Raw genomic sequence first — 23,521 nt, forward strand, 5'->3', positions numbered from 1 at the left:
GATGTCAGCTCGGCCACCCGGATGCGTTAGTCTGTCCCGGATAGTTTCAAGCCCATCGGCGCAGCATGTATATCGTGCGCCCCCGTAGCTCAGGGGATAGAGCGTCTGCCTCCGGAGCAGAAGGCCGCAGGTTCGAATCCTGCCGGGGGCACCAGGATTTACGCAGGTCAGACGATGTGCCGGTTAGTCAGCTCGGCTAATCAGATGGTGCATTTCAGCCCGACGTGGGCGGCGTGGTACCCGAGCCGGCGATAGAACGCCAACGCCCTTTCGCGAGCCTCGTCCGTGGTCACCTGCGCCAGCTGCGCCCCGTGTGCTCGGCCGTAGTTGTGCGCCCACTCGACGAGTGCAGTACCAAGGCCCTGTCCACGCTCGGCTTTGGCGACCCGTAAACCCTCGATCTGCAGCCGGGTGGCACCGCCGCGGGAAAGGCCGGGAATGACGGTCAATTGCACCGTCGCGACGACCATGTCGGAACTGTTCAGGACGACTCCGAGATAGTTGGATCGGTTGCGAACGACGAGGTCGTAGGCCGTCTCGTAGCGTTCGAGTTGGGCGTCTTCGCGATCCTGACTGAATTCGTCGTCGGAGAGCAGCTGGGCGATCACCCCCACGTGTTCGCGCGCCGCGCGCTGCACACGGAATGTGCGGCCCGACACCTGCAGCAGTCCTCGAACCGAGGACTGTGCCAGCGCCTGTAGGCGCGCCACCAACAGGTCCAGCCACGCCCCCACGTTGGTTCGTGCCTCCGCGGTATCTGGATAGCGGCATCGCAGATGCAGCCCCGACTCGTCCTGGATGAACCAGAGCATCACGCCGTCGGTGTCAACGCTCGCGCTCACATACTGGGCGTCGAGTCCGACCGAGTCGATGCGCACCGGAAGTTTGCGTTGGTCCAGCCAGGAAATCGCGAACATGCCCGGCGCAACGGGCATTCCACCCCACGGAGCCAGTACGTCGGCCAGTGGCCAGGAACCCAGCTGCACCGCTTCTTTGACGGCGGCGGCCGCGGCGGACGGCTCGGCCACCGCCGACTCCAATACCGAATTGGTGATGAACCAGCCCACCGAGTCGTGCCATTTTTCTTCAAATCGGCTGTGCACGGGGAACACCGCGCGCAGTGGGACCCCGGCCAACTCGCGGGTCACCGCAGTCATGGCGACCACCGCAAGCGCCAGCGTCGAGACACCGTCCTCGCGTGCCTGCTCGGCAAACGCGGCGCCATCATCGACGTCGAACACGTCACGCACTTCAACGCGTTCGGGATGCGGCCCGAATTCGTCCAACGGCAGCGGAAACCGTGGCATGACCCCACCGCTGTCGTTGATGATTTGTGCCCATCGGGCGCGCACATGGTCCGGTGCCGCAGGACGGTCCAACAGTGCTTGCGTGTGCACGACAAATGCCGGCGGCGGCTGCAGCAACGGCTTACGACCGATGCGCGCGTCAGCGAGCACCGACAACAGGTCCCGGGCAATCACCAGCATCGACCACATGTCCACGTGGGCGTGGTCGGCGGCGATCACCACCGTCAATCCGGCGGCAGTCTCCAACACACACAACCGATGCGAGGGCCGCGCATAGGGCGAGCACGCCGCATTGAGAACTACTCGCAATGCGTCGTTGACCGCCTGGCCCGGAGTGATCTCATGCTCGACCCATCTGTCCGGGTGAATATCGATCTCATGCAGCTGCGGTTCGCCGTCCGGCCCGGGTGTGAATGCCGTTCGTAGCGTGCCGTGACGGGCGATCACCGCCAGCCACGCATCGGCCAACGATTGGCGGCTGACCCCCGCAGACAACCGAATGGACAGAGCCATCCAGGAACCGGGCCGTGGGCCCGCACCAACGTGCATGCGTTGGTCAAAAGACACCGGGAGCTGCCGGCCGAGGTCAGACACCGACACGTCGTAGCCCCAGAGTCGTCCGAAGGGTAGCCGCAGGTGCGCCACGTTGGTCAGCCGCATGGCGGTACCCTAACGCCCCAGATAGCCTGAATGCTCGGTCAGCGCGGGGCGAGCCGTCGGGTCGTGAAAAGAGTTGCGTGATGTCCACTTTCGTGGTTCCTGGAGCAGAGCTTGCGGTTGAACTGAGCGACGAGGGTGGTCATCCGGTTGTTCAATTGCACGGACTTACCTCCAGCCGCGCGCGTGACCGGGTACTCAATCTCGACCTCGGCAGGGGCCTCAGCGGGACCCGACTGTTGCGGTACGACGCACGCGGCCATGGCAAGTCGACTGGGCGCAAGGTCGACGAGGATTACCGATGGGAAAGCCTTGCCGAGGATCTTCTGCAGCTGCTCGACAAATGGTTTCCCGGCGAACGGGTGCACGGAGTCGGCCCGTCCATGGGTACCGGCACGCTGCTGCACGCGGCTGCCCGCGAGCCGGACCGCTTCGCCGGCCTCACGCTCATGGTCCCGGCCACCGCGTGGGAAACCCGGCCCGCGCAGGCGGCCATCTACCGGGCTGCGGCCGAACTTATCGAAACCGAGGGAGTCGGGGCGTTCATCGCGTCGGCGCGTGGGGCGACTCCGCCGCCAGCCACGGTCGGCGCGCCCGAGACAGTTCCGGATGTGGCCGATGCACTGCTGCCGTCACTGTTTCGAGGCGCGGCTCTCAGCGACCTGCCCGCTCGCGAAGCGGTCGCACGAATCGATGTACCGACGACGATTCTTGCCTGGGTCGGTGACCCGGCGCATCCGATGTCGACGGCGGAATCGCTTGCGACACTGATGCCGCGGTCAACGCTCACCGTGGCGCACGTCCCGGCCGATGTCGAGACCTGGCCCCAGATCCTGAGCCAAGACGTCGCCCGCAGAGGCTGACTTGTTCGGCCGATGAATACCGCTGCTATTGAGCGCACCGCCCGACCACGACGTCGGCCCAACGCGGCGGCGACGTCGTCAGGTGACCAGATTGGGACCGGTTGTCGCACAACGAGCTCGGACCTGAACCAGATGTACCAACTGATGGATCCCCAGGCGACCAACCGTAACCGCTCCCGGACCGGCGCCGGCGAAGTCCGCAACAACGGAGCCACAGTCCTTGTCTCGCTTGCCTTTTAGCCTCGCTCGATTGAGTTTTTTCGAAGCAATGTTGGCTGCCGAAGGTCGGCCGAATCAGCCGAGATCGGCCCACGCAGTTGCCGCGCCGCGGCCGTGAACCAGCCGAGGTGGAATTCGTCACCGTCGGCCAAGAATGCCGAGCGAAGTTCGTACCAGGGCAGGCCCGGATGCCGGTGATGAACGCTGTGCAAATTGAATGCGAGGACGAATCGTTCCAAAGCTCGCGGCAGCCGAAGATTCAGCGCCTCCAACCGCGCGTCGAGCCGGGTGCCGTAGTGGTATGCGTTGTCCGCGATAGAGATCAAAACCGCGCGCGCAGCGATCGCGACGGCCAGCATCCAAACGTGCCGACCGTAGGCGAAGCCCGCGGCCGCATACACCGCGCCCACCAAAACCGCGTCCGAGCGGAACTCCCCCAGGTGCCGTCGGCTGATGCCCTCGAGCAACATGCCGCCGAACGTGTCGGGCGAGTCGAGCAGGCGCCCCAGGTAGCGCCAGAGCCGGCGCGGCGCGGCGACGAGCAACACTGAAGCGGCCTCAATGACGTAAAGCCCGCCCAGAAGGTGCAAGTAGTACGCGGGAGCCGCCGCAGCCCAACTTGAGGTTGCCGGATCAAAGACCTCGGTCCGCTCCCGGCGGGTCCGGTTGTACCGGTGATGCAACAGATGAGCGGACTTGAGCAGCACAAATGGCGCGCCATAGCCGATGGCAAGCACCCGACCGCAGCCATCGTTCCATTTCCTTTGCCGCATCAATGTGCCGTGGATGGCCTCGTGGATCAGCGACCAGAACGGCATCGAGAGCAGCGCGATCGGCGCCAGCAGCCATCCGAAGCCCGGATCCGCCGGCAGCAACCAGAGCGGCAGGACCAATAGCTGGAGGCATAGGCCGGCCAGCGCCACCGCCACTAACACGCACGAGGTGACGCGGCCAGACTTGCCATCTTGTTCGGCTCGCCAGGTCGACGACTGGATTACTGCCATGACCGCCTGCTCCCCTGTTCAGGATCGGTTGACGCGATACGGGCCGGACCCCGCCGCGAACGGTGGCGGCCGCGCGCTCAGCGAACGGACGCCCCCTTGGTGCCAGCGCCCCTTCTGGCCAGCACGAGCAGCGCACCGGCGTAAAGGAAGTCCGACGCGGTGCCCACAATCACGGGGGGTGCAATCGTCACCGCGATGTCGGGTGTGGCCGCCAGCTCGTGGCCCACGTACAGCCAAATCGCACTCAGCGTCGAAGTTCCCAGCGCGGCCAACCAGAAGCCGCGCACGGGATTCGACGGCACGCGGAAAAGCCGTTCGAGCACCAGCACCGCCACCAGGGTCGCGATCACGCTCAGTGCCAGCTGTGCGAAGCCCGTGCGCACCGCGACCTCCAAGCCGAGCCGGTGGTGAGTAAACGCCGCCCAGCAACCGTATGCCCCGCCCCCGATCAGCGCGGCCAACACTGGCCGGGCGTGCTCCCTCACGCGCCCACAGCGGGTGGCCGGTACCCGATCGACGCGAGCAGTTCTGTGACATGCAATTTGATGGAAGGTGAATTGATGGTGAGAGAATTTATCTCGTCGAAAACCGCGGTACGCATGACAACCCTTTTTCTTGGGTACGTTAAGCATTGATTCATCTTGCCGCTATTGCATTCTTCGCGAACATCCTCGCATCGCAGTGGCTAATCCGCAATGACATCGGCTCCGATTCCCGCGTCTCGAGCCAGTGGTAGCCCTCCGGCGGGCAAGATAACCTGTCAGTCCCGTTGCCATTACATGGCCGGTCGGTGACGAAACATGTTGGCCGGCGCGTGTGTTGAGCGAATAACGAGGTTGCGGCTAGGGTCGGGTCGGGCCCTTCGGGACCTGGACAGGATCGGCCCTATATGTATTGCGAGATAGCGGCCACAGAAAGGCTGAATTCATGGCAGGTTCCGTCCGGCGCACCGCGGGAATCGAAGACACTTTGAACCGGCCTGGACTCATAAATCGTGCGTTGATGCATATAGTCGAATGGGCCCAGGAGCTCAACGAGAAGTACGCGAAACTCGGTAATCGACCGGTGTATGACGTCGAGGAGTTTCCGTGGGCGATGGACATCGAGCGTGAATGGCACCAGGTCCGCGCCGAACTCGATAGCCTGCTAATCCGCAAGGAGGAGCTGCCCGGCTGCCACGAGATCTTGAGTGAGCTGCGCTCGATCAGCACCGACCGCGACTGGAAAACGTTCGTCTTGGCCTGCTACGGCGCCAAGTCGGCCGAGGCCATTCGCCGGTGCCCGCAAACGTGGCGCATCCTGCACACGATCCCGGGTATGAAGACGGCGATGTTCTCGGTCCTCGAGCCGGGAAAGCACCTCAAGCCACATCGCGGACCCTACAACGGCGTGCTCCGCCTCCACCTCGGCCTGCTCGTGCCGGACGCCGCGCCCGGCACGGTTGCGATCAGCGTGGACGACACCGTCTGCGAGTGGGACGAAGGCAAGATCCTGATCTTCGACGACTCATACGAGCACGAGGCGTGGAACCGCTCCAACGAAACCCGCGTCGTGCTGTTCGTCGACTTCGTCAAGCCGCTGCGTTTCCCGGCCTCCCTCGTCAATTGGCTGCTCCTCAACATCGCCGCCTTCACCCCGTTCATCAGGGAGGGAAAGAAGGCGCACAAGAAATGGGAGAAGACCTTTTACCGAAACGGGGACTCGCTGGACACTGCCGCGCCGTCAGCGCCCGCCGTTGTCCCGACGCAACGCTCGAGCCGTGCGGTTTAAGCCGTACGAGCGAGCGGAATGTTCTCTAGGACAGCCGAATACAAGATGGTAGGGCTCAAGTCCGGCCGCGAACTGATCATCGCCTTCGGCCTCTGGCTGTTACCGATCATCGACTGGATCATGATGCGGTTCGCGGCGACTGAGGAATACCAGGTCTTCCCGAACGAGGTGTTTCCCTGGACGACCGACCTCGCCGAGAGCTGGACCGCCATCCGCGACGAGGCCCGGGAGGTGATGCGCGACCCGATGTCGGTTCCCGCGTTGCGCGAGATTTCGGTCGATCATGAAAAGATCGCGGTCGATGAGCGCTGGCGCTCCTTTTTCCTTTGGGGCTACGGGATCCGCAGCGAGGTCAACTGCGGCCGCTGCCCAGAGACGGCGCGGGCCCTCGAGCGCATCCCGGGCCTGATGACCGCCATGTACTCGGTAATGCTGCCCGGCGCACACGTGCCGCGCCATACCGGGCCGACCAAGGCCATCGTCACCGCCCATCTGGGCCTCACCGTGCCGCGTGACCGCCAGAACTGTCGGATGACGATCGGCGACCATGAGGTGGTGTGGCAGGAGGGCCACATCGCGATCTTTGACGACATGTTCCCGCACGAGGTGTGGAACGACACCGAGGATCACCGCGTGATCCTGCTGCTTCACGTGAAGCGGCCGCTGCGCTTCCCCGGCTCGCTGGTGCGCGACACCTTGTTCGGTCTGTTACGGGCGAGTCCTTTCGTGCGCGACGGGGTGCGCAATATTGAGCGGTGGCACCAGAGGCAAGCTGCCGCAATGGATTAACGGTGCGCCTTCGTCGTGACTGTCGGCGGACAGATTGTCACCGCCACCCTGAATCGCCCGTACGCACCCGACATCGTCCCGAGCGGCCACATCCCCTAAGCGCCGTGGGTCATGGGCGGGTCAGCATTCGCAGACAACTGGAGTCTTTAGTCCCTAGTGGCCGGTCCGGTACCGACGCGACGATGGGGTTCTGGGCGCAAGTCAGCAGGCACCCAGATGGGCCCGCGTCGGATCCGGATTCAGCACCCTTCCGGCGCGGGCCCGCTTACAGCATCATCGAAAGCCATCGCCTTGGTAGCCGCGACGGCCCGACGGTTGGGGTCAACAACATGAATTGGCGTGTGATCATCTATGCGGACATCCCTCACCAGGGCCCCGCAAGACCGTTTGTCGAGCAATCGCCGATGTTCACCGACTGGGAATCCATCGGTGGCACACAGCGCAGAGTCACGCTAACCGTGCCAGACACCGCCGCCGACGATCCCGGCTCGGCGTGTGAGGTCGCCAAGCGAGAACTTGAGAAACGCCTCACTATGTTGCGGGGCATCAGTGACTGCGTCGCAACTCCTCTGGACTAGTCGGTGAAGCGCACAAGCCGCGTCTCGGTCCATGCCACGGCAGTATGGTTTCGGAGTCTCGCGATCGGAAGTGCCGTGCTGATTGGGGCCACGGCGCTCGCCGCCATGGCGCGAGCCGCCGCACCTCCGATGCCGGGCGTCGAGGTCGACGATGAAAGCGGCAGATGCACAGCGGGTTTCGCGACTCAAGGCAGCGATAACAGCTACTACCTGTTGACCAGTGGGCACTGCGATGCGCACGACGGTTCGATATGGACTTACGAGCAGGATGTCCCGCTGGGAAGAATCACCGCGAGCGAGAACGATGGCGATAACAAGGACGCCGCCATCATCCGCCTTGACCCGAGCGTCGGGGTACCGGTGGGAGATGTCGGCGGCAAGTACCCGGTCCGAGATGTCCTGAGTCCCTCCCAGATTCAGGTGGGCACGCCGTTCTGCAAGCTCGGCGCGGTCACCGGTGAGACTTGCGGCACCGTCAAGAGCGTCGACGACGGAGTGGTCGAAGCCAGCGTCTACAGCTTGAAAGGCGACAGCGGGAGCCCTGGCTTCGTGAAGAACGCGGACGGCAGCGTTAGCGCAGTCGGCATCTTGATGTCTTCACCGGAAGGTGACGACCATACGACGTACTTCACACTCGTGTATCCACTGCTCGGCCGGTGGGGCTTGCGCATTCTCCCCTGAGCATGGCTGAAGGATCGGCTTGGCATTCTCACACCGCCTTGGCCGCGTCGACCTGGTCCCGGCCGTATTCGATGACAGGTGGCGAATCGCCGTACACGTTGAGGGTGTGGATAAAGCGATGCAACCCCATGACGCCCGCACAGGTGAACCCGAGTTCGATGATCTGTGCCGCGGTGAAGTGCTCACCCAGCCGCTGGTAGAACTCGTCGTCGATCGCATGATGGTCCGCCGAGAGCAGATCGAGGAACTCGACCGCCAGCTGCTCCTGTGGGGTGAGCGTGTCGTGGCCCGGCGCGAGCAGGCAGACGACGTCCTCGTCGGTGATCGAATCATGTTTGCGCGACTGGCTGCACGGCTCACATTCACCGAGTTGGGCGCTGCGGATGCGCAATAGCTCGAGAATGCGTCCGCCGAGCAGAGTGCCGGCACCGAGGTGGGTCCGCGCCGTGTTCACCTGTTCGAGCTGCGCGCTGCGATAGGCGAAGATCTGCAACGGTACCGGCGTCGCGTAGAGCCCGGCGGCCACGCCGGCATCGACGATCTCGCGCGAGTGCGCGCTGAGTTCTTCCATCGGGATTGGTGCAATACGCGGCACTAATTCAGGCTATCTTTTGCGTGCGGCACTGAAAAGGAGAAATCGATGTCCAGACTCGCCGGAAAGGTCGCAATAGTTACCGGAGGGGCTGGCGGGATTGGTGCGGCGACCGCGGCCGAATTGGCCCGTGAAGGCGCGGCGGTTGCCGTCGTCGATATCGATGAAGTCAAAGCCGAAGAGGTCGCCGACCGGATTCGGCACAGCGGCGCGCGAGCAATCGGCCTCGGCGGCGATCTTGCCGAGGAAGACGTGGCGCGCTCGGTGGTGCACGCCACCGTCGCAGAGTTCGGGCGCATCGATGTCCTGCACAACAATGCGGCGCTGACGGCCAGCAGCTTCCTGGCCCGCGACACCACCGTCTCCGAGATGCCTCTCGATGTGTGGCAGCGATCCATGGAGGCCAACCTCGGCAGTCAGCTGCTGATGTGCAAACACGCCGTGCCCGAAATGCGAAGCACCGGTGGCGGTTCCATCGTCAACATGTCGTCGGGCGCGGCGCTCTCGGGTGACCGCACCCGCCTGGCTTACGGCGTCTCGAAGGCGGGGGTGCACGCCCTGACGATGTATGTGGCCACCAGCGAAGGCAAGGCCGGCATCCGGGCGAACACGATCGTGCCCGGCTTGATCCTGACCGACGCCGTGCGCGCGCACCTGTCCCCCGACATCCTCGACGGCCTGGGCCGGGCCACGCTGACGCCGTACGTAGGACAGCCACAAGACGTCGCAGAACTTGTTCTTTTTCTGGCTTCCGAGCAGTCCCGCTACATCACGGGACAAATGATTTCTATTGACGGCGGGATGTCAGCGCATGTCTCGATGAATACCGGCGATTAATTAGTCGCAGCGGTTATCAACACAACCGCGATGGCGACCGGCGGACGTGAATTAACGAATCGTTATTGAGTTGTCGGTCCGAGAGCGTATGCCCCGGTTTCCGGGTGGTGGTACCAGCCGCTGGCGGCATGGGTGCCCCCGTCGACGTGGATCGTTTGGCCGGTGACGTAGCTGGACATGTCGGAGGCGAGAAACACTGCCGCCCCGGCCATTTCGTCGACGTGACCCGCGCGTCCCATCGGGACCGTGAAGCCCATCCGCTGCTGGGATCCCGGCGGCGCGATCTGCTCGAGACCTTCGGTCCAGGTGATGTCGGGGGCCAGCGCGTTGACCCTGATGCCGTGCGGTGCGAGTTCGAGCGCGGCGGTCTTGGTGTAGTTGATGACACCGGCCTTGGCGGCCGCGTAGGTCGCATAGCCGGGTGCGGCACGCACGCCCTCGATCGAGGTGACGCTGATGATGCTGCCGGGCAGCTTCTGCTCGACGAGGACGCGGGCCACTCGCTGCGTGCAGAGATAGACATGCCGCAGGTTCGACTTGTACAGGGCATCCCAGCCGTTCTCGCTGGTGTCGAGGATTCCCGACCAGAAGACACCGCCCGCGTTGTTGACCAGGATTGACACCGTCCCGAGCTCGCCCGCGGTCTGTTCCAGCGCGGCGTCGACCGCGGCGCTGTCCCGGACGTCCACCGGAATGCCCAGAGCGCCGATCTCGTCGGCGGCGGCCGCGCAGGTATCGGGGTTGCGTTCCCAGATCGCGACTCGCGCACCGAATGCCGTCAGCCCGGCCGCGATGCCGCGCCCGATGCCCGCACCGCCGCCGGTGACGACCGCGACGCGGTTGGTCAGCAGCACGCTGGCGGGGGTGAGTGCCATGGAGTCGACTATAGAACAATCCCACTTCAAGGCTTACAGTTCTCACTAAATATGTTCGATATGTAACGCATGGCTAGTTCCAGGGAGGCTGCGATGGCCAGCACGATCTTCGTCACCGGCGCCACCGGTCAGACCGGCGGCAACGTCTGTGAGCAGTTGATCGAGCGCGGCGACCACGTCCGCGCCCTGGTGCGCAATCCCGACGACGCGGTCGCGCTGGCCGAGATCGGCGTCGAGTTGGTCAAGGGCGATATCAGCGACACCGATGATGTGCTCCATGCGGCCAAGGGCGCCGAGGCCGCGATCCACTGCGCCGCGCTGCTGGGCGGTGCCAGTCAGGACCTCGACGACTTCAAGGCCGTCAATGTCGACGGCACGACAAACGTCCTAGACGCGGGCAAGGCGCACGGCATGCGCCGAGTCGTCGCCCTGAGCACCGCCACCTTCCTCGACCTGAGCACGGGCGTCGATTTCGAAGAGGCGCCATTGCTCGAGAACCCGCCCAACGACCCCTACACCGTCACCAAGCTCGCCGCCTTTCAGGAGGCCCACCGGCGCGCGGACGCCGGCGACGACGTGCTGACGTGTCACCCGGGCGCCATCTTCGGGCCCGGCCTGGTGGTGGAACGCGCGTTGCACCGCACCAGTTTCAATCGGGTGCTGTTGGCGGGCATGCGCGGAAAGATCAAGCGCTACTTGGCTTTTCCGGTGACCTGGGTGGCCGGAGCGGATGTCGCGAAGGGCTCGATCGCCGCGCTGGACAACGGGGTGGCCGGCGAGCGCTACCTGTTGGTCGGCCGGCCCGAGGACACCTTCAGCACGGCGGGCGGCATCAACCGCGCCTGCGAGGTGGCCGGAATCGAGCACCGCGTCGAGGATCTCGACTACCGCACCGATTCCGCGGCGCTGACCGCCGAATTCGGGCCCACCCTGATGGCCATCGCGGAAGCCGCGGCCCGCAGCGAGCGTAAGCCCAGAACCAAAGACAACCTGACCGCCCGGCGCCTCGGGTATGTGCCGATGTCCTTCGACGATGGGCTGCGGCTGTTGATCTCGTGGCTGCGCAAACTCGGCAAGCTGTAGGGGCCGCCACGGTGTCGACCGCCGAATCGCGCAGACCCCGTTCAGATCACGGAGATCTGTCCGACCGAATCCTGGACGCGGCGCAGCGGCTGATCTTCCGGACCGGCGCCCGCAAACTGTCACTGTCGGACGTGGCAACGCTGGCCGGGGTGTCGAGACCCACCATCTATCGCTACTTCGTGTCCAAAGAAGACCTGATCGACGCGATGGGAAAACGCGAACGCCGTCGGTTCGGTACGGCGATGGACGACGCGATGTCGGGAGTCGTCGGTGTCGCACGATTGGAGGCGGCGCTCGACGTCGTCGCAGCATTCCTCGAGGCTCAGCCGCCCGGGCGGCTGCTCGACCTCGAGCCGGGCTTCGCCCACGACCAGATGGCCGCGGCACTACCCATGATCACCCAAGGGCTGATAGGGGTCTTGCAGCGCTGCGCCCGCGAGGGGGCGCTGGCCGGGACGGTGGATCCCCGCGACCTTGCCGGCGCCATCGCACGGACTGCCTTGAGCCACTACATATTTCCCGAGACTGATCGCGGCGCGGCTCGTCGACAGATCCGGGCCGCCGCCGGTCTCGGCGGCCCCCGCCCATGATGGCCAAGATTGTCAGAGCTCAACGGCTATCCCGACTTTCTTTGTTCTTCACACATTTGGCGCACACTGACTCCATGTCCACATCTGCCTGGCTGGTCAGAATTACCGCTCCCGCAATGATTAGTGCCGCCCTGGTTGCGAGCGCACCGATGGCGACTGCCGATCCCGTCAATGACGGATACCTTGCTCAACTACGCGCCGCCGGCCTGTCCTGGCCACCGGGACACGAGGGCGCCCTGATCGGGATGGCCCAGCTCATTTGTGACGATCTCGGCTGGGGCTGGTCGGCGGACCAGATATCCCGGGACGTGCACGCCAACTTGGACCCCAGAGGCATTACGATCGGCGACGTCGCATCCATGGTCGGCATCGCGCACGCGACCTATTGCCCTAACCAGAGGTGCTGGGCCCCGCACTGCTGAATGCCGCGACACGGTAGCGATCCGGGACGCATGTCGACTTCATAGAAGATTTCGGGACAGCCGACCAATTTCTCTATCAATTCGCTATGCGTCTCGGAGCAAACGGATACTCCGCTTCAGTTTGCTGATACGTTCTCGTCTGGCCCGCGCGGCGGTGAAACCAGGAGATGAGGACGGAAAAGATGAGGGCAAGCGGATTAATCGTGGCGACCGCATTCTTTGCTGGCGCGGCCACGTTGCCGGCACTACCAGCCTCGGCCGAGCCACTGGCCGCTCCCGACGACACGAAATTGAACGGTGTCTACCACTACGCGGACGAGGACGGTGACACCGGAACGTGGACGATCAACACCACGTGCAAGCAGGTCTGCGTGGCTCACGTGACGACCGCTCCGGGTCAAGGATTCAACGCCCCGCTGATCGACGGCCAGTACAGCGTGACGCGCACCATCCCGGAGGCCGCGATCTGTCCGAACGACAACAGCCTGCATCCGGTCACCGTCCAACAATCGTGGGACCCGCTCACGCTCACCGGCCTTGCCGTCTTCTTGGACAGCACCGCGCCATGCGGCCTCACCGACTCGCACGACATCTTCACCCTGACGAAAATCGGCTAGCTGCAACACCTTTCGATCACACCTTGGAGCCCAGCCCCGCGATCAAATTGATCGTGACCGCCAGAACCACCGCGCCGAGCAGGTAAGACACCAGCGCCTGACGCAACACCGCGGCGCGAATGGACGTCAGATTGATCTCGGTGTCTGACACCTGATACGTCATGCCGACGGTGAAGGCGACATACGCGAAGTCCTGAAATCGCGGCGGCTCCGGATCATGGAAATCGATGCCGCCGGGATTGCCGGAGTAGTAGAGCCGCGCGTAGTGCACGGTGTACAGCGTGTGCACGGCGAACCAGGACGCCGCCACGCTCAGAATGCCGACGACGGCCGCTGGGAGGGCCTCGGCGCCGGAGCGTGACCCGGCGGCCACCACATATCCGACGCCACCCAAGCTCGCGACGCTTGCGGTCAGGATGATCGCGTCCGCGAGCCACCGGGTCGGGTCTTCTCGCGTCGACCACTCGCGGGTCTGGTCAGCGTCCATTCCGCGCAGGATGAGCTGCGTCCACACCACATACACCCCGGCGGCGGTGATCCAGCCGACCAGCGCATACCGCGAACCGAGGGCATGTCCCACCAGGATGGCGACGACCACGCCGAGCACCACGACTACCGCCATCCGAACCGCGACGGTGTCGCGGAACAATTTCACCCAAGACGCCACATCCCGACCTAACCATCATCCGATAGCGACACTCGGGAGAAACTCCGAAAAAGACATCATTGCCGATGTTCACTATTTCGTGGGTATGGGAATTTCACAGTTTTTCATGTCGTAGCCTGCCCATTTGCTGCCGGCCAGGACGACACCGAACCAATTGCGGTCCCCGCTTTGCCGTCGAATGGCCTCACCAACGCCGCGCCCAGCAACGTATCCGTCAGAAACATCGTGCTCTCAAGCGCGCCGACCGCGCGACGAGTACGGTGCTAATCTTTGCCCGCTGCGTCAATTCGGCGCGCACAGCCGCGTTAAGAATCGCATAATGATGCGGTTGCACCGCCCCTCCCAAACAAGGAGACGACCATGATTTCCGCTCGCAAACTGTGCTTATTGACGGTCCCCGCCATTGCTGCCGCCGCGTTGACCGTGGGCACCGGGATCGCGGTCGCCGACGACGACGCTTATCTCGCACAGATCAAGAAGATCGGCCTCACCGGAGACCCCACCGGGTTGATCCAGCTCGGGCACCTGATTTGCGTCGACCGCGCCAACGGCGAGACCCCGGACCAGCTGGCGCAGGTGGTGCAGAGCAAGAACCCGGGGATCAGCCTCAGCGACGCGACCGGCGTCGTCAGCGCCGCGGAATCCAACTACTGCCCCTAATGACTTGAGCGGGCCGCGGCTATTGCGGGCCCGCTGAAAACGCCGCCACCGGCATCTCCACCGTCCCGCGGCATGGGCCGCTGGAGATGTCGGTGTGCCAGGTGCCACGTAGCGAACCGTCCGGTTGCGGCGCGTAGAACGCCCATGACGTCGCGGGTGCCCAGACTTTCGGAACGCCTTCACCCATATAGCAATCCCACTGAAAATTGAAGTGCTCCACCCAGCGGGCTCCGTCCCAGGTGTAGTGGGACGGTTGGGGCAGCGTCGGGTTTTTCGGGACCGGCCCGTTCGTCGCGGTCGCGACGCACCTGCCCGACGCGCACGACGTCACGAAGACGTAGTCGGCGCTGAAGGTGGGTTCGGCTTGACCGGCCGCCACGCTGGTGCCGGTCTTGTTCACGGCGTATCTGACCAACGAGTACTTGCCATTCCACACGGGCGTCGCGGCGTGCGCCGAAATAGCGGGCACGCCAAGGATCGCGACGACGGCGAGCACCGCGGCCAGGTAACGCGCGCACACCGTGCCCATGGTGCGGACTCGATGACGCGATGCGATATCGGCACGGACACGATCGCACGGTAATGCCGCGTCCAGCCGAAACTTCGTGGCGCCGAACGGTTCCAACCGGCCCCGCCCCGAAACTCATCGCCCGTGCAACAGGAACAACCCGTAGGCCGCCACGGACTGCGCGTCGGCGATCACCCCTGAGCGGATCATCTCCTCGACGTCTTCGCGGGAAAACCATGCGCTGCGCATGTCCTGCTCCTCGTGCTCGAGGGCTGCTTGCCCCTCGGAGATCCCGGTGGCCAGGAACACCCAGCCGCGCTGACTGGTCATGCCGGGAGCGACGTCGAGCAGGCCGAGTGCCTCGAACGACGTCGCGCTCAACCCGGTTTCCTCGCGCAGCTCGCGCGCGGCCAGCTCGGCGGGCTCGGTGTCGGCCAGATCGGGCGCCGTGCCCTGCGGGAACTCCCAGCGCCGGGCGCCCACCGGATAGCGAAACTGCTCGACCAGCCGGAACCGGCGTTCGTCATAGGGCATCACCAGCGCATAGGTCGGCTTATCCACTACGGCGTAGATGCCGGGGCTGCCATCGGGGCGGCGGATGTCGTCCTCCCGGAGGATCAGCCACGGATTCCGATAGATCTCACGCGAAGCGAGGCGTTCGATGAAAGGCACGTTGCTAGTATCACCAACCCGAAGCGACCGCCATGGCGAACAGGTAGCGTCCGGAGCCATGCCTTCCCAAGAAGCCATCACCCACACCGTCAACAGCTACCTCGCCCACGTCGCCAGCGGCGCCACCGACGAGATTGTGAACCTCTACTCCGCCGATGCCACCATCGAGGATCCCGCCGGATCGGAAGTCCGGCACGGGCAGGACGCGGTGCGCGAGTTCTACACGGCGTTCCAAGATGCCAAGAAAGACACCGAACTCGCCGAAATACGCGTCGGCGGCAACGAGGCGGCGTTCTACTGGCACCTGACACTCGATGCCGGCGACACCCGCACCCGAATTTCGCCCATCTCGCTGATGACGTTCGACGACGACGCGAAGATCACGTCGATGCGGGCGTTCTGGGGGCCGTCCGACGTCCGTGTCCTCTAGCGCAAAACCATTACAGCCCAAGAAAATACGGATTCGGCGCCGGGCTGGCCGTCGCCATAGCGGGTGTTGCGCTGGCAGAAATCGGCACAGTAGCCGATAGTCATAGCAATGTGACGTTCCCGGGAGGCAGGTGAGCATGCACGGCCATATCATCGTCAGCGGTGACGACGCGCTGGCGACGACGATCGCCGAGGAGCTGGAAAACGCCGGCGCCACCGTGGTCAAGCTCATCGACGACTCCGTCGCCGACACCAAGGAAGACCTCATCGAGGCCGGGATCGTCCGCGCGGCCGCCGTGGTCTGCGCCGGCGACGACGACGCGATCAACCTCGAAATCGCTTTACTGGCAAGGAAAGCCAACCCGAATGTGCGCGTGGTCGCCCGGCTGGCCAACGACGTACTGCGCGAAGCGGTCGCCGACGACAACGGTCCCGGAGCGATCCTCGATGTCGCCGAGTTGGCGGCGCCGTCGGTGGTCGAGGCTGCTCTGGCGCATACCGTGCACCCGTTCGAAGCGGCCGGCATCGAGTTTCTCGTCTCGGGCTCGCAGGCACCCTATGACGCGACGTTGCGCGAGATCTACGCCGACCTGGCCCCGGTCGCGGTGATCCACGGCGAGAACTCGCCCGCGCCCGGGCTGCTGGAGACCTGTCCTGGCCGCGACCTCAAGGTCCGCGCCGGCGACTGGACAGCGATGATCGGCACCGTCGACGAGCTGACGGCACGCGGCATCAAGGCCCCGCGGCCCAACACGACGCGGCGCCGTCAGCGCCGCGTGCGTCTGGCCATCGACGTCGCCCGCGGCCTGCGCAACGACGTCAACCCGATGTTCATGCGTGCGGTCGCCGCGGTGCTGACCGTGCTGATCGGCTCGACGGTGTTATTGCGCTATTGCTACCAACCGCAGGCGAAGATGACCTGGGTCGACGCGTTGTACTTCAGCACCGAGACGATCGCGACGGTCGGCTATGGCGACTTCAGCTTCCTGACGCAGCCCACCTGGCTGCGACTGTTCAGCATCGGTTTGATGTTCGGCGGCCTGATGACCACCGCGGTCCTGGTGGCATTCATCGCCGACCTGCTGATCTCGCAGCGCTTCGCCCACACCGCCGGCCGCCGGCGGGCGCGCCACTTGCGCAACCACATCGTCGTCGTCGGACTGGGTTCGTTCGGCAGCCGCGTCGTCGCCGACCTGACCGCCGCCGGATACGAGGTCGCGGTGATCGAGATCGACGAGAACAACCGCTACCTGTCGACCGCTGCCGAGGTGCCGGTGATCTTCGGGGATGCGACGCTGCGCCAGACGCTGGAGGCGGCCCGGGTCGACACCGCACGTGCGATCGCGGTGCTGACCCACGACGACATGACCAATATCGAGACCGGGATCGTGCTGCGCGAGATGCTCGGTCCGCGGGTGATCCCGAGGGTCATCCGGCCCGATGTGCCGATCGTGCTGCGCATTTTCGACCACGCGCTCGGCAGCGCGGTGGCCGAACGGTTCGGTTTTGACACCGTGCGTTCGACCGTCGCACTGGCCGCTCCGTGGTTCGTCGGCGCCGCGATGGGCCTGCAGGTGCTGGGGACGTTCTCGGTCGGGCAGCGCTACTTCATGGTCGGCGGCATGCACGTGGCGGCGGGCAGCGAGCTCGACGGGATGCGGATGTTCGAACTGTCCACGCAGACCCGCGTCATCGCGATCACCCGCGACGACACCCCGGTCCAGCTGCACCCGCGACGCGACGCCCGGCTGCGCGCCGGCGACACCGTCTACCTCGTCGGCCCCTACCGCGAGCTGGTCGCGACGCTGCAAAAGGGCCAACCCCCGCAGCCGGAGGTCGGTCGCGAGCGGCTACCGGCCTAGAGCCGCGCGGCGACGTCGGCGGCCCGGCGCACCTGGCCGACGTCCGAACTGGTCGGAATCAGCTGAACCTCGTCGGTGCCGATCTCCTCGAATTTGCGCAGGACCGCGAGCAGCTCGTCTTCGTCGCCGGCCCAGCCGGTCATCGGGGCCATTGCGTCCACGTACTCAGCCGGGATCCAGTTCATGTAGCGGCGCAGGTGCCGGTGTACCTGGGCGCGCGACTCCTCGGGCGTGCCGAACGCGAACCAGAACGACGTCACCAGATGTGGTTTGGGCTTGCCGGCCCGCGCCCACGCTTCCCGTGTGACGTCGAAGAGCTCATTTTGCTTGCCGACGTCCAGGTCCAGGGTGGTGCCGGCCAGCCCGTCGGCCCAGGCGGCCGCGCTGCGGATGGTCTTCGGTCCGATGCTGCCGACGAACAACGGCGGACCACCGGGCTGGACGGGTGCCGGTCCGACCGGGAGCACCGACTCAGTGATCTTTTCACCGGCCCATACCCGCTTCATCACCGCGACCCGATCGGCCATGTCGCGCATGGTCTGCGACGCGGGGTCGGCGCCCACCGCGTGGTAGTCCTCGTGCCTGCCACCCACGCCGATGCCGACGGTCAACCGGCCGCCGGACAGCATGTCGCCGGTCGCCAGGCCCTTGGCCAACATCACCGGATCGTGCAGCTGCGGCACGATCACCGTCGTCATCAGGCGCACCCGTTTCGTCCAGGCCGCGAGCGCACCGAGCAGCGTGAGGTTGTCCGGGTTTTCGAACGCGATGCGTTCACCCCAGCACAGCGACGAGAAGGGGCCCTCGTCGATCGCGCGCGCCCAGGTCTCGAGCACCGCGGCATCCAAATCCGGCTCCATCACCGGCATCGTCATTGCTATCCGCACGACGGCGATTCTGGCATGCTCGGGTAAGTGCCCTTAGCCAGTACCTCCATCGCACATGTCCGGCTGACCGTCACCGATATCGAGCGATCGCGGCAGTTCTACGAGAGCGTGTTCGGCTGGCCGGTGTTGCTGGAACTTCCCGAAAATGCCGACGAGGCAACCCGCAACCAGTTCTCCTTCTTGTACGGCGGCGTCATCTACGACCTCGGCGGCACGCTGCTCGGGCTGCGGCCGGTCGCCTCGGATCGCTTTCACGAAGACCGGTGCGGTCTTGACCACATCGCTTTCCGGCTCGCCAGCCTGGACGAATTAGACACCGCGGCAGCACATCTCGACGAACTGGGCGTCGAGCACGAGCCGATCAAGGATATCGGGCCGTCCTACATTCTGGAATTCCGCGACCCGGACAACATCGCGCTGGAGCTGACCGCGCCCAAATAGGTGAATACTGGAAAGAACTATGTCCATCAGTTTCAACCACACCATCGTCGCCGCCCGCGACAAACACGAATCCGCGGAATTCCTCGCCGAGCTCTTCGACCTGCCCGCCCCGAAGCCATTCGGCCACTTCATGGTCGTCGCACTCGAGCACGGGGTGAGCCTCGATTACGCCGACGCCCCCGAGGGGGATGAGATCCGGCGCCAGCACTACGCGTTCCTGGTGTCCGAGCCGGAGTTCGACACGATCTACGGCAAGATCCAATCGCGCGGCCTGCAGCATTGGGCCGATCCACGGCAAAGCCGACCCGGCGAGATCAACCACAGCGACGGCGGCCGCGGGGTCTACTTCCTGGATCCCGCCGGGCACGCTATGGAGATCTTGACTCGGCCCTATGGGTCAGGCAGCTGAGCCAACCGGGCTAGTCGGCGCGCGGAGCGCCATGCCGCAGGCTTTCCTGGCCGCGATAGTCGTCGGCGAGCTTGGCCACGTGTTTGGGCAGGGCGCCCGACGCCACATCAGCCAGCGTTGTCTCCTCCAAGACCGAGCGCATGCTGGCGCGCAGCGCACGCCACACGTCGGCCAGGGGTGCCGTCGGCCCCGAGTACGGCAGGTCACCGAGGCCGATGTCGCGGACACTGGCCAGCGGCCCGTCGATGCAGCGCAGCACGTCGGCAATGCTGATCTCGCTACCCGGACGGGCCAGCTCGTAGCCCCCGTCGCGGCCGCGGTGACTGCGCACCAACCGATCGGTACGCAGGTTGGTCAGGATGTCGACCAGAAACTGCGGTGGTATGCCCTGCGCTTGCGCCAAATCGTCGGTCTTGACCAGCGTGCCGCTGTCCGCGGTGGCGAGCTGAATCATCGCCCGCACCGCGTACTCCGCTTTTGCCGACATGCGCACGTTGAGGATTGTGCCACCATCGGCCCGTTGCGCTGCGGATGCTTGGGTCTGCGGGCTAGGCGCGCAACTCCAGCATGTCGATGACGCGCTGGGCCATTTCCTCGAGCGAACAGTCCGGGATCAACCGCAGATCCGGATTCTTGGGCCGCTGATACGGACTGTCGATGCCGGTGAAATGCGTGATTTCGCCCGCGCGGGCTTTGGCATACAGCCCCTTGGGATCACGCGCTTCACACTCCGAGAGCGGGGTATCGCAGAACACTTCGAAGAACTCAAATCCGGCGTCGTCGTGCACTTTACGAGCCATCTCGCGGTGCTCGGCCAGCGGACTGATCGCGGGCACCAGCACCGTCTGGCCGGAATCGGCGAGCAGCGTCGCGACATGAGCCAGCCTGCGCAGGTTCTCCGCGCGGTCGGCCATCGAAAAGCCCAGGTCGGCGTTCAGGCCGTGGCGCAGGTTGTCGCCGTCGAGAACATAAGCGGGAGTGCCCTTTTCGAGCAGCTTCTGCTCGACGAGCATCGCCACCGACGATTTACCCGCACCCGACAGGCCGGTGAGCCATACCGTCCGGCCGCGAGCCGCCCGGTCATCGGCGGTGACCAGCGACTTGTGCCGCACGGTGTTCGGGCTGGCCTTCTGCGCCGCGACGTCGCGCAGCACCATGCCCGCCGCCACCGTGCCGTTGGTGTTCGGATCGATCAGGATGAACGAGCCGGTGCTCGCGTTGCGGGTGTATTCGTCGAGCAGCAGCGGCACCTGCGTGCGCAGCGTTATGCGACCAAGTTCGTTGAGCTTCAACGCCGTAGCACTCTTGTCCCGATGCAGGGTGTTGACATCGAGGCGGTAGTCCAGCGCGGTGACCCGCGCGCGGGTGGTTCGGGTGGTGTGCTTGATGACGTAGTCGCGGCCCGGCTCGAGTGACGCGCCGTCGGCCATCCAGCACACGGTCGCGTCGAATTCCTGCGTGACCCTGGGCTGGTTGTTGGTGCGGGCGATCATGTCGCCGCGCGAAATGTCGATGTCGTCGGCCAGGCTCACCGAGACGGCCATTGGCGGAAATGCCTCTCCCACAGAGCCGTTCGGGCCTTCGATCTCGGTGATCCGGGTGGTCTTGCCGATCGGCAGCACCACCACCTCGTCACCGGGACGCATCACGCCGCTGGCCACCGTTCCGGCATAGCTGCGGTGGTCGCGATGCTCGTGGGTCTGCGGCCGGATCACGTACTGGACCGGGAAGCGCACGTCGACCAGATTGCGGTCGCCGGCGACATAGACCTCCTCCAGATGCGAGAGCAGCGCGGGACCCTCATACCAGGGCGTCTTGTCCGATTTGGTCACCACGTTGTCGCCGTGCAGCGCCGACATCGGGATGGTGGCCACGTCCTGCACGTCCAAACGTGCGGCGAAGGCGTGGAATTCGTCCTTGATCGCTTCGAATTTCTCTCTGTCCCAGTCGATCAGGTCCATCTTGTTGACGGCCAGCACAATGTGCTGGATGCCCAGCAGCGAGGCCAAAAAGGCGTGCCGCCGGGACTGCTCGAGCAGGCCTTGGCGGGCGTCGACGAGCACAATCACCAGTGCGGCGGTCGACGCACCGGTGACCATGTTGCGGGTGTACTGGATGTGCCCCGGAGTGTCGGCGATGATGAATTTGCGCCTGGGGGTCGCGAAGTAGCGGTAGGCGACGTCGATCGTGATGCCCTGTTCCCGCTCGGCCCGCAGGCCGTCGGTGACCAGCGCCAGATCGGTGTAGTCGTGGCCGCGCTCTTTCGAGGTCTTTTCGACCGCGGCCCACTGGTCTTCCATCACGGCCTTGGAGTCGTACAGCAGCCGCCCGATCAGGGTGGACTTGCCGTCGTCGACCGAGCCGGCCGTTGCGATGCGGAGCAGTGTCGTCGGTGCAGCCATCAGAAGTATCCCTGCCGTTTCCGGTCTTCCATTCCAGCCTCGGAGATGCGGTCGTCCGCCCTGGTGGCGCCGCGCTCGGTCAGTCGGGACACCGCCGTTTCGGCGATGACCTCCGAGACCGTGGCGGCCTCCGATTCGACGCACCCGGTGCAGGTGACATCGCCGACCGTGCGGAACCGCACCGTCTTCTCCATCACCGGCTCGTCGGCGCGCGGTTGCATGTGGCGGTGCACGGCCAGCAGCATCCCGTCGCGCTCGAACACCTTGCGCCGGTGGGCGTAATAGATGGACGGCAGCTTCACCTTCTCGGCGCCGATATAGGACCAGATGTCGAACTCGGTCCAGTTCGACAGGGGGAAGACGCGGATGTGCTCGCCCTTGTGGTGCCGGCCGTTGTAGAGGTTCCACAGCTCGGGACGCTGGGCCTTGGGGTCCCACTGGCCGAATTCGTCGCGGAAGCTGAACACCCGCTCCTTGGCGCGGGCCTTCTCCTCGTCGCGCCGGGCGCCGCCGAACGCGGCGTCGAACTTGTTCTCGCGGATGGCACGCAGCAGCGTCACGGTCTGAATCGGGTTGCGCGACGGGATGGTCTCGACGACCCGGCCGGCGTCGATGTCTTCCTGCACCGATGCCACTACCAGGCGCACCCCGAACTCGTCGACGAGTTCGTCGCGGGTCGAGATCACTTCGTCGAAGTTGTGGCCGGTGTCGACATGCATGACCGGAAACGGCAGCCGCCCGGGGCGGAACGCCTTGAGCGCCAGGTAGAGCATCACGATGGAGTCCTTGCCGCCGGAGAACAGCAGCACCGGCCGCTCGAACTCCGCGGCCACCTCACGGATGATGTGGATGGCCTCGGCCTCCAACGAGCGCAGGTGGCTCAATTCGTACTGACCGGCCGCGGGGCCCGTCGTCACACCACTGGTCATGGCTTCCCTGTCCAAACCGCTTATCCGGATAATCTTGGTAGAACTGACCATGTTTACGGTCATTGACGTTCATAGAACCAGCCCGGCCCGGCCGTGTCAATGGCGCTGATTAGCGGCGGTTGATGCGCACTTCGGAGGACATCACGATTTGCCCTCCTCCGAGCGACAATCCGAGCGCCGATCGACGGGAAATTCGGTTGTCGCTCGAAGGGGGCAAGTATTCATGCACTCCAGCGCGCCGAAGTCGGCGCAAGAGACGGGAGTGCTAGAGGGTGATCTCTTCGAGCTTGCCGCTGGCGACGTCGAAGACGAATCCGCGCGCCGACACATGCTTGGTGACGAACGGGCTGTTTTCGACGCGCCGCAACGACTGCCGCACGTCCTCGGCGAGGTCTGCGAACGCCTCGGCCGCCCACGGCGGCTTCACACCGATCTCTTCTTGGATGGCGCGCTTGAAGTCGTCGTCGGTGAACGTGAGCATCCCGCAGTCGGTGTGGTGAATCAGGATGACCTCCCGAGTCCCCAGCAGTCGCTGGCTGATGGCCAGTGACCGAATGACGTCGTCGGTGACAACTCCGCCGGCGTTGCGGATGACATGGGCCTCGCCCTCGTTCAGGCCGAGGACGCGGTAGACGTCGAGCCGGGCATCCATACACGCCACGACCGCGACGTGTTTGCTCGGCGGCAGCGGCAGTGGACCATTGAATGCGCTCGCGTAACCGGCGTTGTTTGCCAAGTAATCATCGGTAACCGTCACGCAAGCCTCCTCGG

28 protein-coding genes and 1 tRNA gene are annotated in these 23,521 nt (G+C 64.9%); 16 read left to right on the forward strand and 13 right to left on the reverse strand.

Going from position 1 to position 23,521, the window contains the following annotated elements; all coding sequences use genetic code 11:
* Positions 1-78 precede the first annotated feature (78 nt).
* Positions 79-154, forward strand: a tRNA-Arg gene (locus AC5Y5O_RS16320).
* 46 nt (positions 155-200) lie between these two features.
* Here AC5Y5O_RS16320 and AC5Y5O_RS16325 read toward each other — a convergent pair.
* A complete protein-coding gene (locus AC5Y5O_RS16325) occupies positions 201-1,967 on the reverse strand; it encodes a GNAT family N-acetyltransferase (RefSeq protein ID WP_096289577.1) in 1,767 nt (588 codons plus the stop codon).
* Between the two features lie 80 nt (positions 1,968-2,047).
* Here AC5Y5O_RS16325 and AC5Y5O_RS16330 point away from each other — a divergent pair, with 80 nt between their 5' ends.
* Positions 2,048-2,827, forward strand: coding sequence for an alpha/beta fold hydrolase (locus tag AC5Y5O_RS16330; protein WP_096289578.1), 780 nt, complete (start codon positions 2,048-2,050; stop codon positions 2,825-2,827).
* 236 nt (positions 2,828-3,063) lie between these two features.
* Here AC5Y5O_RS16330 and AC5Y5O_RS16335 read toward each other — a convergent pair whose 3' ends face one another.
* Together AC5Y5O_RS16335 and AC5Y5O_RS16340 are read right to left on the reverse strand one after the other, a co-directional pair.
* A complete protein-coding gene (locus AC5Y5O_RS16335; RefSeq protein ID WP_207768559.1) occupies positions 3,064-3,975 on the reverse strand; it encodes a fatty acid desaturase in 912 nt (303 codons plus the stop codon).
* Between the two features lie 152 nt (positions 3,976-4,127).
* Positions 4,128-4,535 carry a hypothetical protein gene (locus AC5Y5O_RS16340; protein ID WP_500025754.1) on the reverse strand — a complete coding sequence of 136 codons (408 nt, stop codon included), beginning with the start codon at positions 4,533-4,535 and terminating at the stop codon, positions 4,128-4,130.
* A 517-nt stretch (positions 4,536-5,052) separates the two neighbouring features.
* On the opposite strand from AC5Y5O_RS16340, the gene AC5Y5O_RS16345 reads away from it, so the two are divergent.
* The 4 genes from AC5Y5O_RS16345 to AC5Y5O_RS16360 all read left to right on the forward strand — a co-directional run bounded on the left by AC5Y5O_RS16345 (position 5,053) and on the right by AC5Y5O_RS16360 (position 7,868).
* Positions 5,053-5,820, forward strand: coding sequence for an aspartyl/asparaginyl beta-hydroxylase domain-containing protein (locus tag AC5Y5O_RS16345; protein WP_500025756.1), 768 nt, complete (start codon positions 5,053-5,055; stop codon positions 5,818-5,820).
* Positions 5,821-5,940: 120 nt separating this feature from the next.
* The gene (locus AC5Y5O_RS16350) at positions 5,941-6,609 is read left to right on the forward strand and encodes an aspartyl/asparaginyl beta-hydroxylase domain-containing protein (protein WP_165796445.1); all 669 of its coding nucleotides are present in this window, start codon (positions 5,941-5,943) and stop codon (positions 6,607-6,609) included.
* Between the two features lie 329 nt (positions 6,610-6,938).
* Positions 6,939-7,187 (forward strand): hypothetical protein, encoded by a 249-nt coding sequence (locus AC5Y5O_RS16355; protein ID WP_500025758.1) that lies wholly within the window; start codon positions 6,939-6,941, stop codon positions 7,185-7,187.
* A gap of 105 nt (positions 7,188-7,292) precedes the next feature.
* Entirely contained in the window at positions 7,293-7,868 is a 576-nt protein-coding gene (locus AC5Y5O_RS16360) for a S1 family peptidase (protein WP_243394161.1), read from the forward strand.
* A gap of 28 nt (positions 7,869-7,896) precedes the next feature.
* Here AC5Y5O_RS16360 and AC5Y5O_RS16365 read toward each other — a convergent pair whose 3' ends face one another.
* Positions 7,897-8,463, reverse strand: a complete 567-nt coding sequence (locus tag AC5Y5O_RS16365; protein WP_096289584.1) for a carboxymuconolactone decarboxylase family protein — start codon at positions 8,461-8,463, stop codon at positions 7,897-7,899.
* A gap of 45 nt (positions 8,464-8,508) precedes the next feature.
* Between AC5Y5O_RS16365 and AC5Y5O_RS16370 the strand changes: the two genes are divergently transcribed.
* On the forward strand, positions 8,509-9,297 hold the full coding sequence (locus tag AC5Y5O_RS16370; RefSeq protein ID WP_096289585.1) for an SDR family NAD(P)-dependent oxidoreductase: 789 nt from the start codon (positions 8,509-8,511) through the stop codon (positions 9,295-9,297).
* A 62-nt stretch (positions 9,298-9,359) separates the two neighbouring features.
* On the opposite strand, the gene AC5Y5O_RS16375 is transcribed toward AC5Y5O_RS16370, so the two are convergent.
* Positions 9,360-10,172: an SDR family NAD(P)-dependent oxidoreductase gene (locus tag AC5Y5O_RS16375; protein ID WP_096289586.1), complete on the reverse strand. Its 813-nt coding sequence runs from the start codon at positions 10,170-10,172 to the stop codon at positions 9,360-9,362.
* Positions 10,173-10,265: 93 nt separating this feature from the next.
* On the opposite strand from AC5Y5O_RS16375, the gene AC5Y5O_RS16380 reads away from it, so the two are divergent.
* From AC5Y5O_RS16380 to AC5Y5O_RS16395, 4 genes are all read left to right on the forward strand, one after another.
* Positions 10,266-11,255 (forward strand): NAD-dependent epimerase/dehydratase family protein, encoded by a 990-nt coding sequence (locus AC5Y5O_RS16380; protein ID WP_096289587.1) that lies wholly within the window; start codon positions 10,266-10,268, stop codon positions 11,253-11,255.
* 11 nt (positions 11,256-11,266) lie between these two features.
* Positions 11,267-11,845, forward strand: a complete 579-nt coding sequence (locus AC5Y5O_RS16385) for a TetR/AcrR family transcriptional regulator (RefSeq protein ID WP_096289588.1) — start codon at positions 11,267-11,269, stop codon at positions 11,843-11,845.
* 74 nt (positions 11,846-11,919) lie between these two features.
* Positions 11,920-12,267 carry a DUF732 domain-containing protein gene (locus AC5Y5O_RS16390; RefSeq protein ID WP_423790915.1) on the forward strand — a complete coding sequence of 116 codons (348 nt, stop codon included), beginning with the start codon at positions 11,920-11,922 and terminating at the stop codon, positions 12,265-12,267.
* Between the two features lie 203 nt (positions 12,268-12,470).
* Positions 12,471-12,884, forward strand: coding sequence for a hypothetical protein (locus AC5Y5O_RS16395; RefSeq protein WP_096289589.1), 414 nt, complete (start codon positions 12,471-12,473; stop codon positions 12,882-12,884).
* 16 nt (positions 12,885-12,900) lie between these two features.
* On the opposite strand, the gene AC5Y5O_RS16400 is transcribed toward AC5Y5O_RS16395, so the two are convergent.
* A complete protein-coding gene (locus tag AC5Y5O_RS16400) occupies positions 12,901-13,506 on the reverse strand; it encodes a DUF1345 domain-containing protein (RefSeq protein WP_500025806.1) in 606 nt (201 codons plus the stop codon).
* A 405-nt stretch (positions 13,507-13,911) separates the two neighbouring features.
* On the opposite strand from AC5Y5O_RS16400, the gene AC5Y5O_RS16405 reads away from it, so the two are divergent.
* The gene (locus AC5Y5O_RS16405) at positions 13,912-14,211 is read left to right on the forward strand and encodes a DUF732 domain-containing protein (RefSeq protein WP_096289590.1); all 300 of its coding nucleotides are present in this window, start codon (positions 13,912-13,914) and stop codon (positions 14,209-14,211) included.
* 19 nt (positions 14,212-14,230) lie between these two features.
* Here AC5Y5O_RS16405 and AC5Y5O_RS16410 read toward each other — a convergent pair whose 3' ends face one another.
* A complete protein-coding gene (locus AC5Y5O_RS16410) occupies positions 14,231-14,740 on the reverse strand; it encodes an Rv2253 family sensor-like surface protein (RefSeq protein ID WP_207768560.1) in 510 nt (169 codons plus the stop codon).
* 114 nt (positions 14,741-14,854) lie between these two features.
* Positions 14,855-15,451: an NUDIX domain-containing protein gene (locus tag AC5Y5O_RS16415; protein WP_207768561.1), complete on the reverse strand. Its 597-nt coding sequence runs from the start codon at positions 15,449-15,451 to the stop codon at positions 14,855-14,857.
* Between AC5Y5O_RS16415 and AC5Y5O_RS16420 the strand changes: the two genes are divergently transcribed.
* Positions 15,450-15,821, forward strand: a complete 372-nt coding sequence (locus AC5Y5O_RS16420) for a nuclear transport factor 2 family protein (protein ID WP_096289592.1) — start codon at positions 15,450-15,452, stop codon at positions 15,819-15,821. The genes AC5Y5O_RS16415 and AC5Y5O_RS16420 overlap by 2 nt on opposite strands.
* Before the next feature lie 136 nt (positions 15,822-15,957).
* The gene (locus AC5Y5O_RS16425; protein ID WP_096291296.1) at positions 15,958-17,682 is read left to right on the forward strand and encodes an NAD-binding protein; all 1,725 of its coding nucleotides are present in this window, start codon (positions 15,958-15,960) and stop codon (positions 17,680-17,682) included.
* On the opposite strand, the gene AC5Y5O_RS16430 is transcribed toward AC5Y5O_RS16425, so the two are convergent.
* Positions 17,679-18,557 carry an LLM class flavin-dependent oxidoreductase gene (locus AC5Y5O_RS16430; RefSeq protein WP_096289593.1) on the reverse strand — a complete coding sequence of 293 codons (879 nt, stop codon included), beginning with the start codon at positions 18,555-18,557 and terminating at the stop codon, positions 17,679-17,681. The two genes, AC5Y5O_RS16425 and AC5Y5O_RS16430, sit on opposite strands and share 4 nt — an antisense overlap.
* 39 nt (positions 18,558-18,596) lie before the next feature.
* On the opposite strand from AC5Y5O_RS16430, the gene AC5Y5O_RS16435 reads away from it, so the two are divergent.
* Together AC5Y5O_RS16435 and AC5Y5O_RS16440 are read left to right on the forward strand one after the other, a co-directional pair.
* Positions 18,597-19,010 (forward strand): VOC family protein, encoded by a 414-nt coding sequence (locus AC5Y5O_RS16435; RefSeq protein WP_096289594.1) that lies wholly within the window; start codon positions 18,597-18,599, stop codon positions 19,008-19,010.
* A 19-nt stretch (positions 19,011-19,029) separates the two neighbouring features.
* Positions 19,030-19,419 (forward strand): VOC family protein, encoded by a 390-nt coding sequence (locus tag AC5Y5O_RS16440; RefSeq protein ID WP_096289595.1) that lies wholly within the window; start codon positions 19,030-19,032, stop codon positions 19,417-19,419.
* A 10-nt stretch (positions 19,420-19,429) separates the two neighbouring features.
* Here the strand turns inward: AC5Y5O_RS16440 and AC5Y5O_RS16445 are convergent, their stop codons facing one another.
* From AC5Y5O_RS16445 to AC5Y5O_RS16460, 4 genes are all read right to left on the reverse strand, one after another.
* Entirely contained in the window at positions 19,430-19,912 is a 483-nt protein-coding gene (locus AC5Y5O_RS16445) for an Rrf2 family transcriptional regulator (protein WP_096289596.1), read from the reverse strand.
* 55 nt (positions 19,913-19,967) lie between these two features.
* Positions 19,968-21,821 (reverse strand): adenylyl-sulfate kinase, encoded by a 1,854-nt coding sequence (cysC, locus tag AC5Y5O_RS16450; RefSeq protein WP_096289597.1) that lies wholly within the window; start codon positions 21,819-21,821, stop codon positions 19,968-19,970.
* The gene (cysD, locus tag AC5Y5O_RS16455; protein ID WP_500025774.1) at positions 21,821-22,801 is read right to left on the reverse strand and encodes a sulfate adenylyltransferase subunit CysD; all 981 of its coding nucleotides are present in this window, start codon (positions 22,799-22,801) and stop codon (positions 21,821-21,823) included. Before cysD ends, cysC begins: the two co-directional genes overlap by 1 nt.
* 214 nt (positions 22,802-23,015) lie before the next feature.
* Positions 23,016-23,507 carry a beta-class carbonic anhydrase gene (locus AC5Y5O_RS16460; RefSeq protein WP_500025776.1) on the reverse strand — a complete coding sequence of 164 codons (492 nt, stop codon included), beginning with the start codon at positions 23,505-23,507 and terminating at the stop codon, positions 23,016-23,018.
* Between the last annotated feature and the right edge of the window lie 14 nt (positions 23,508-23,521).

The organism is Mycobacterium sp. NGS40 (assembly GCF_059812735.1).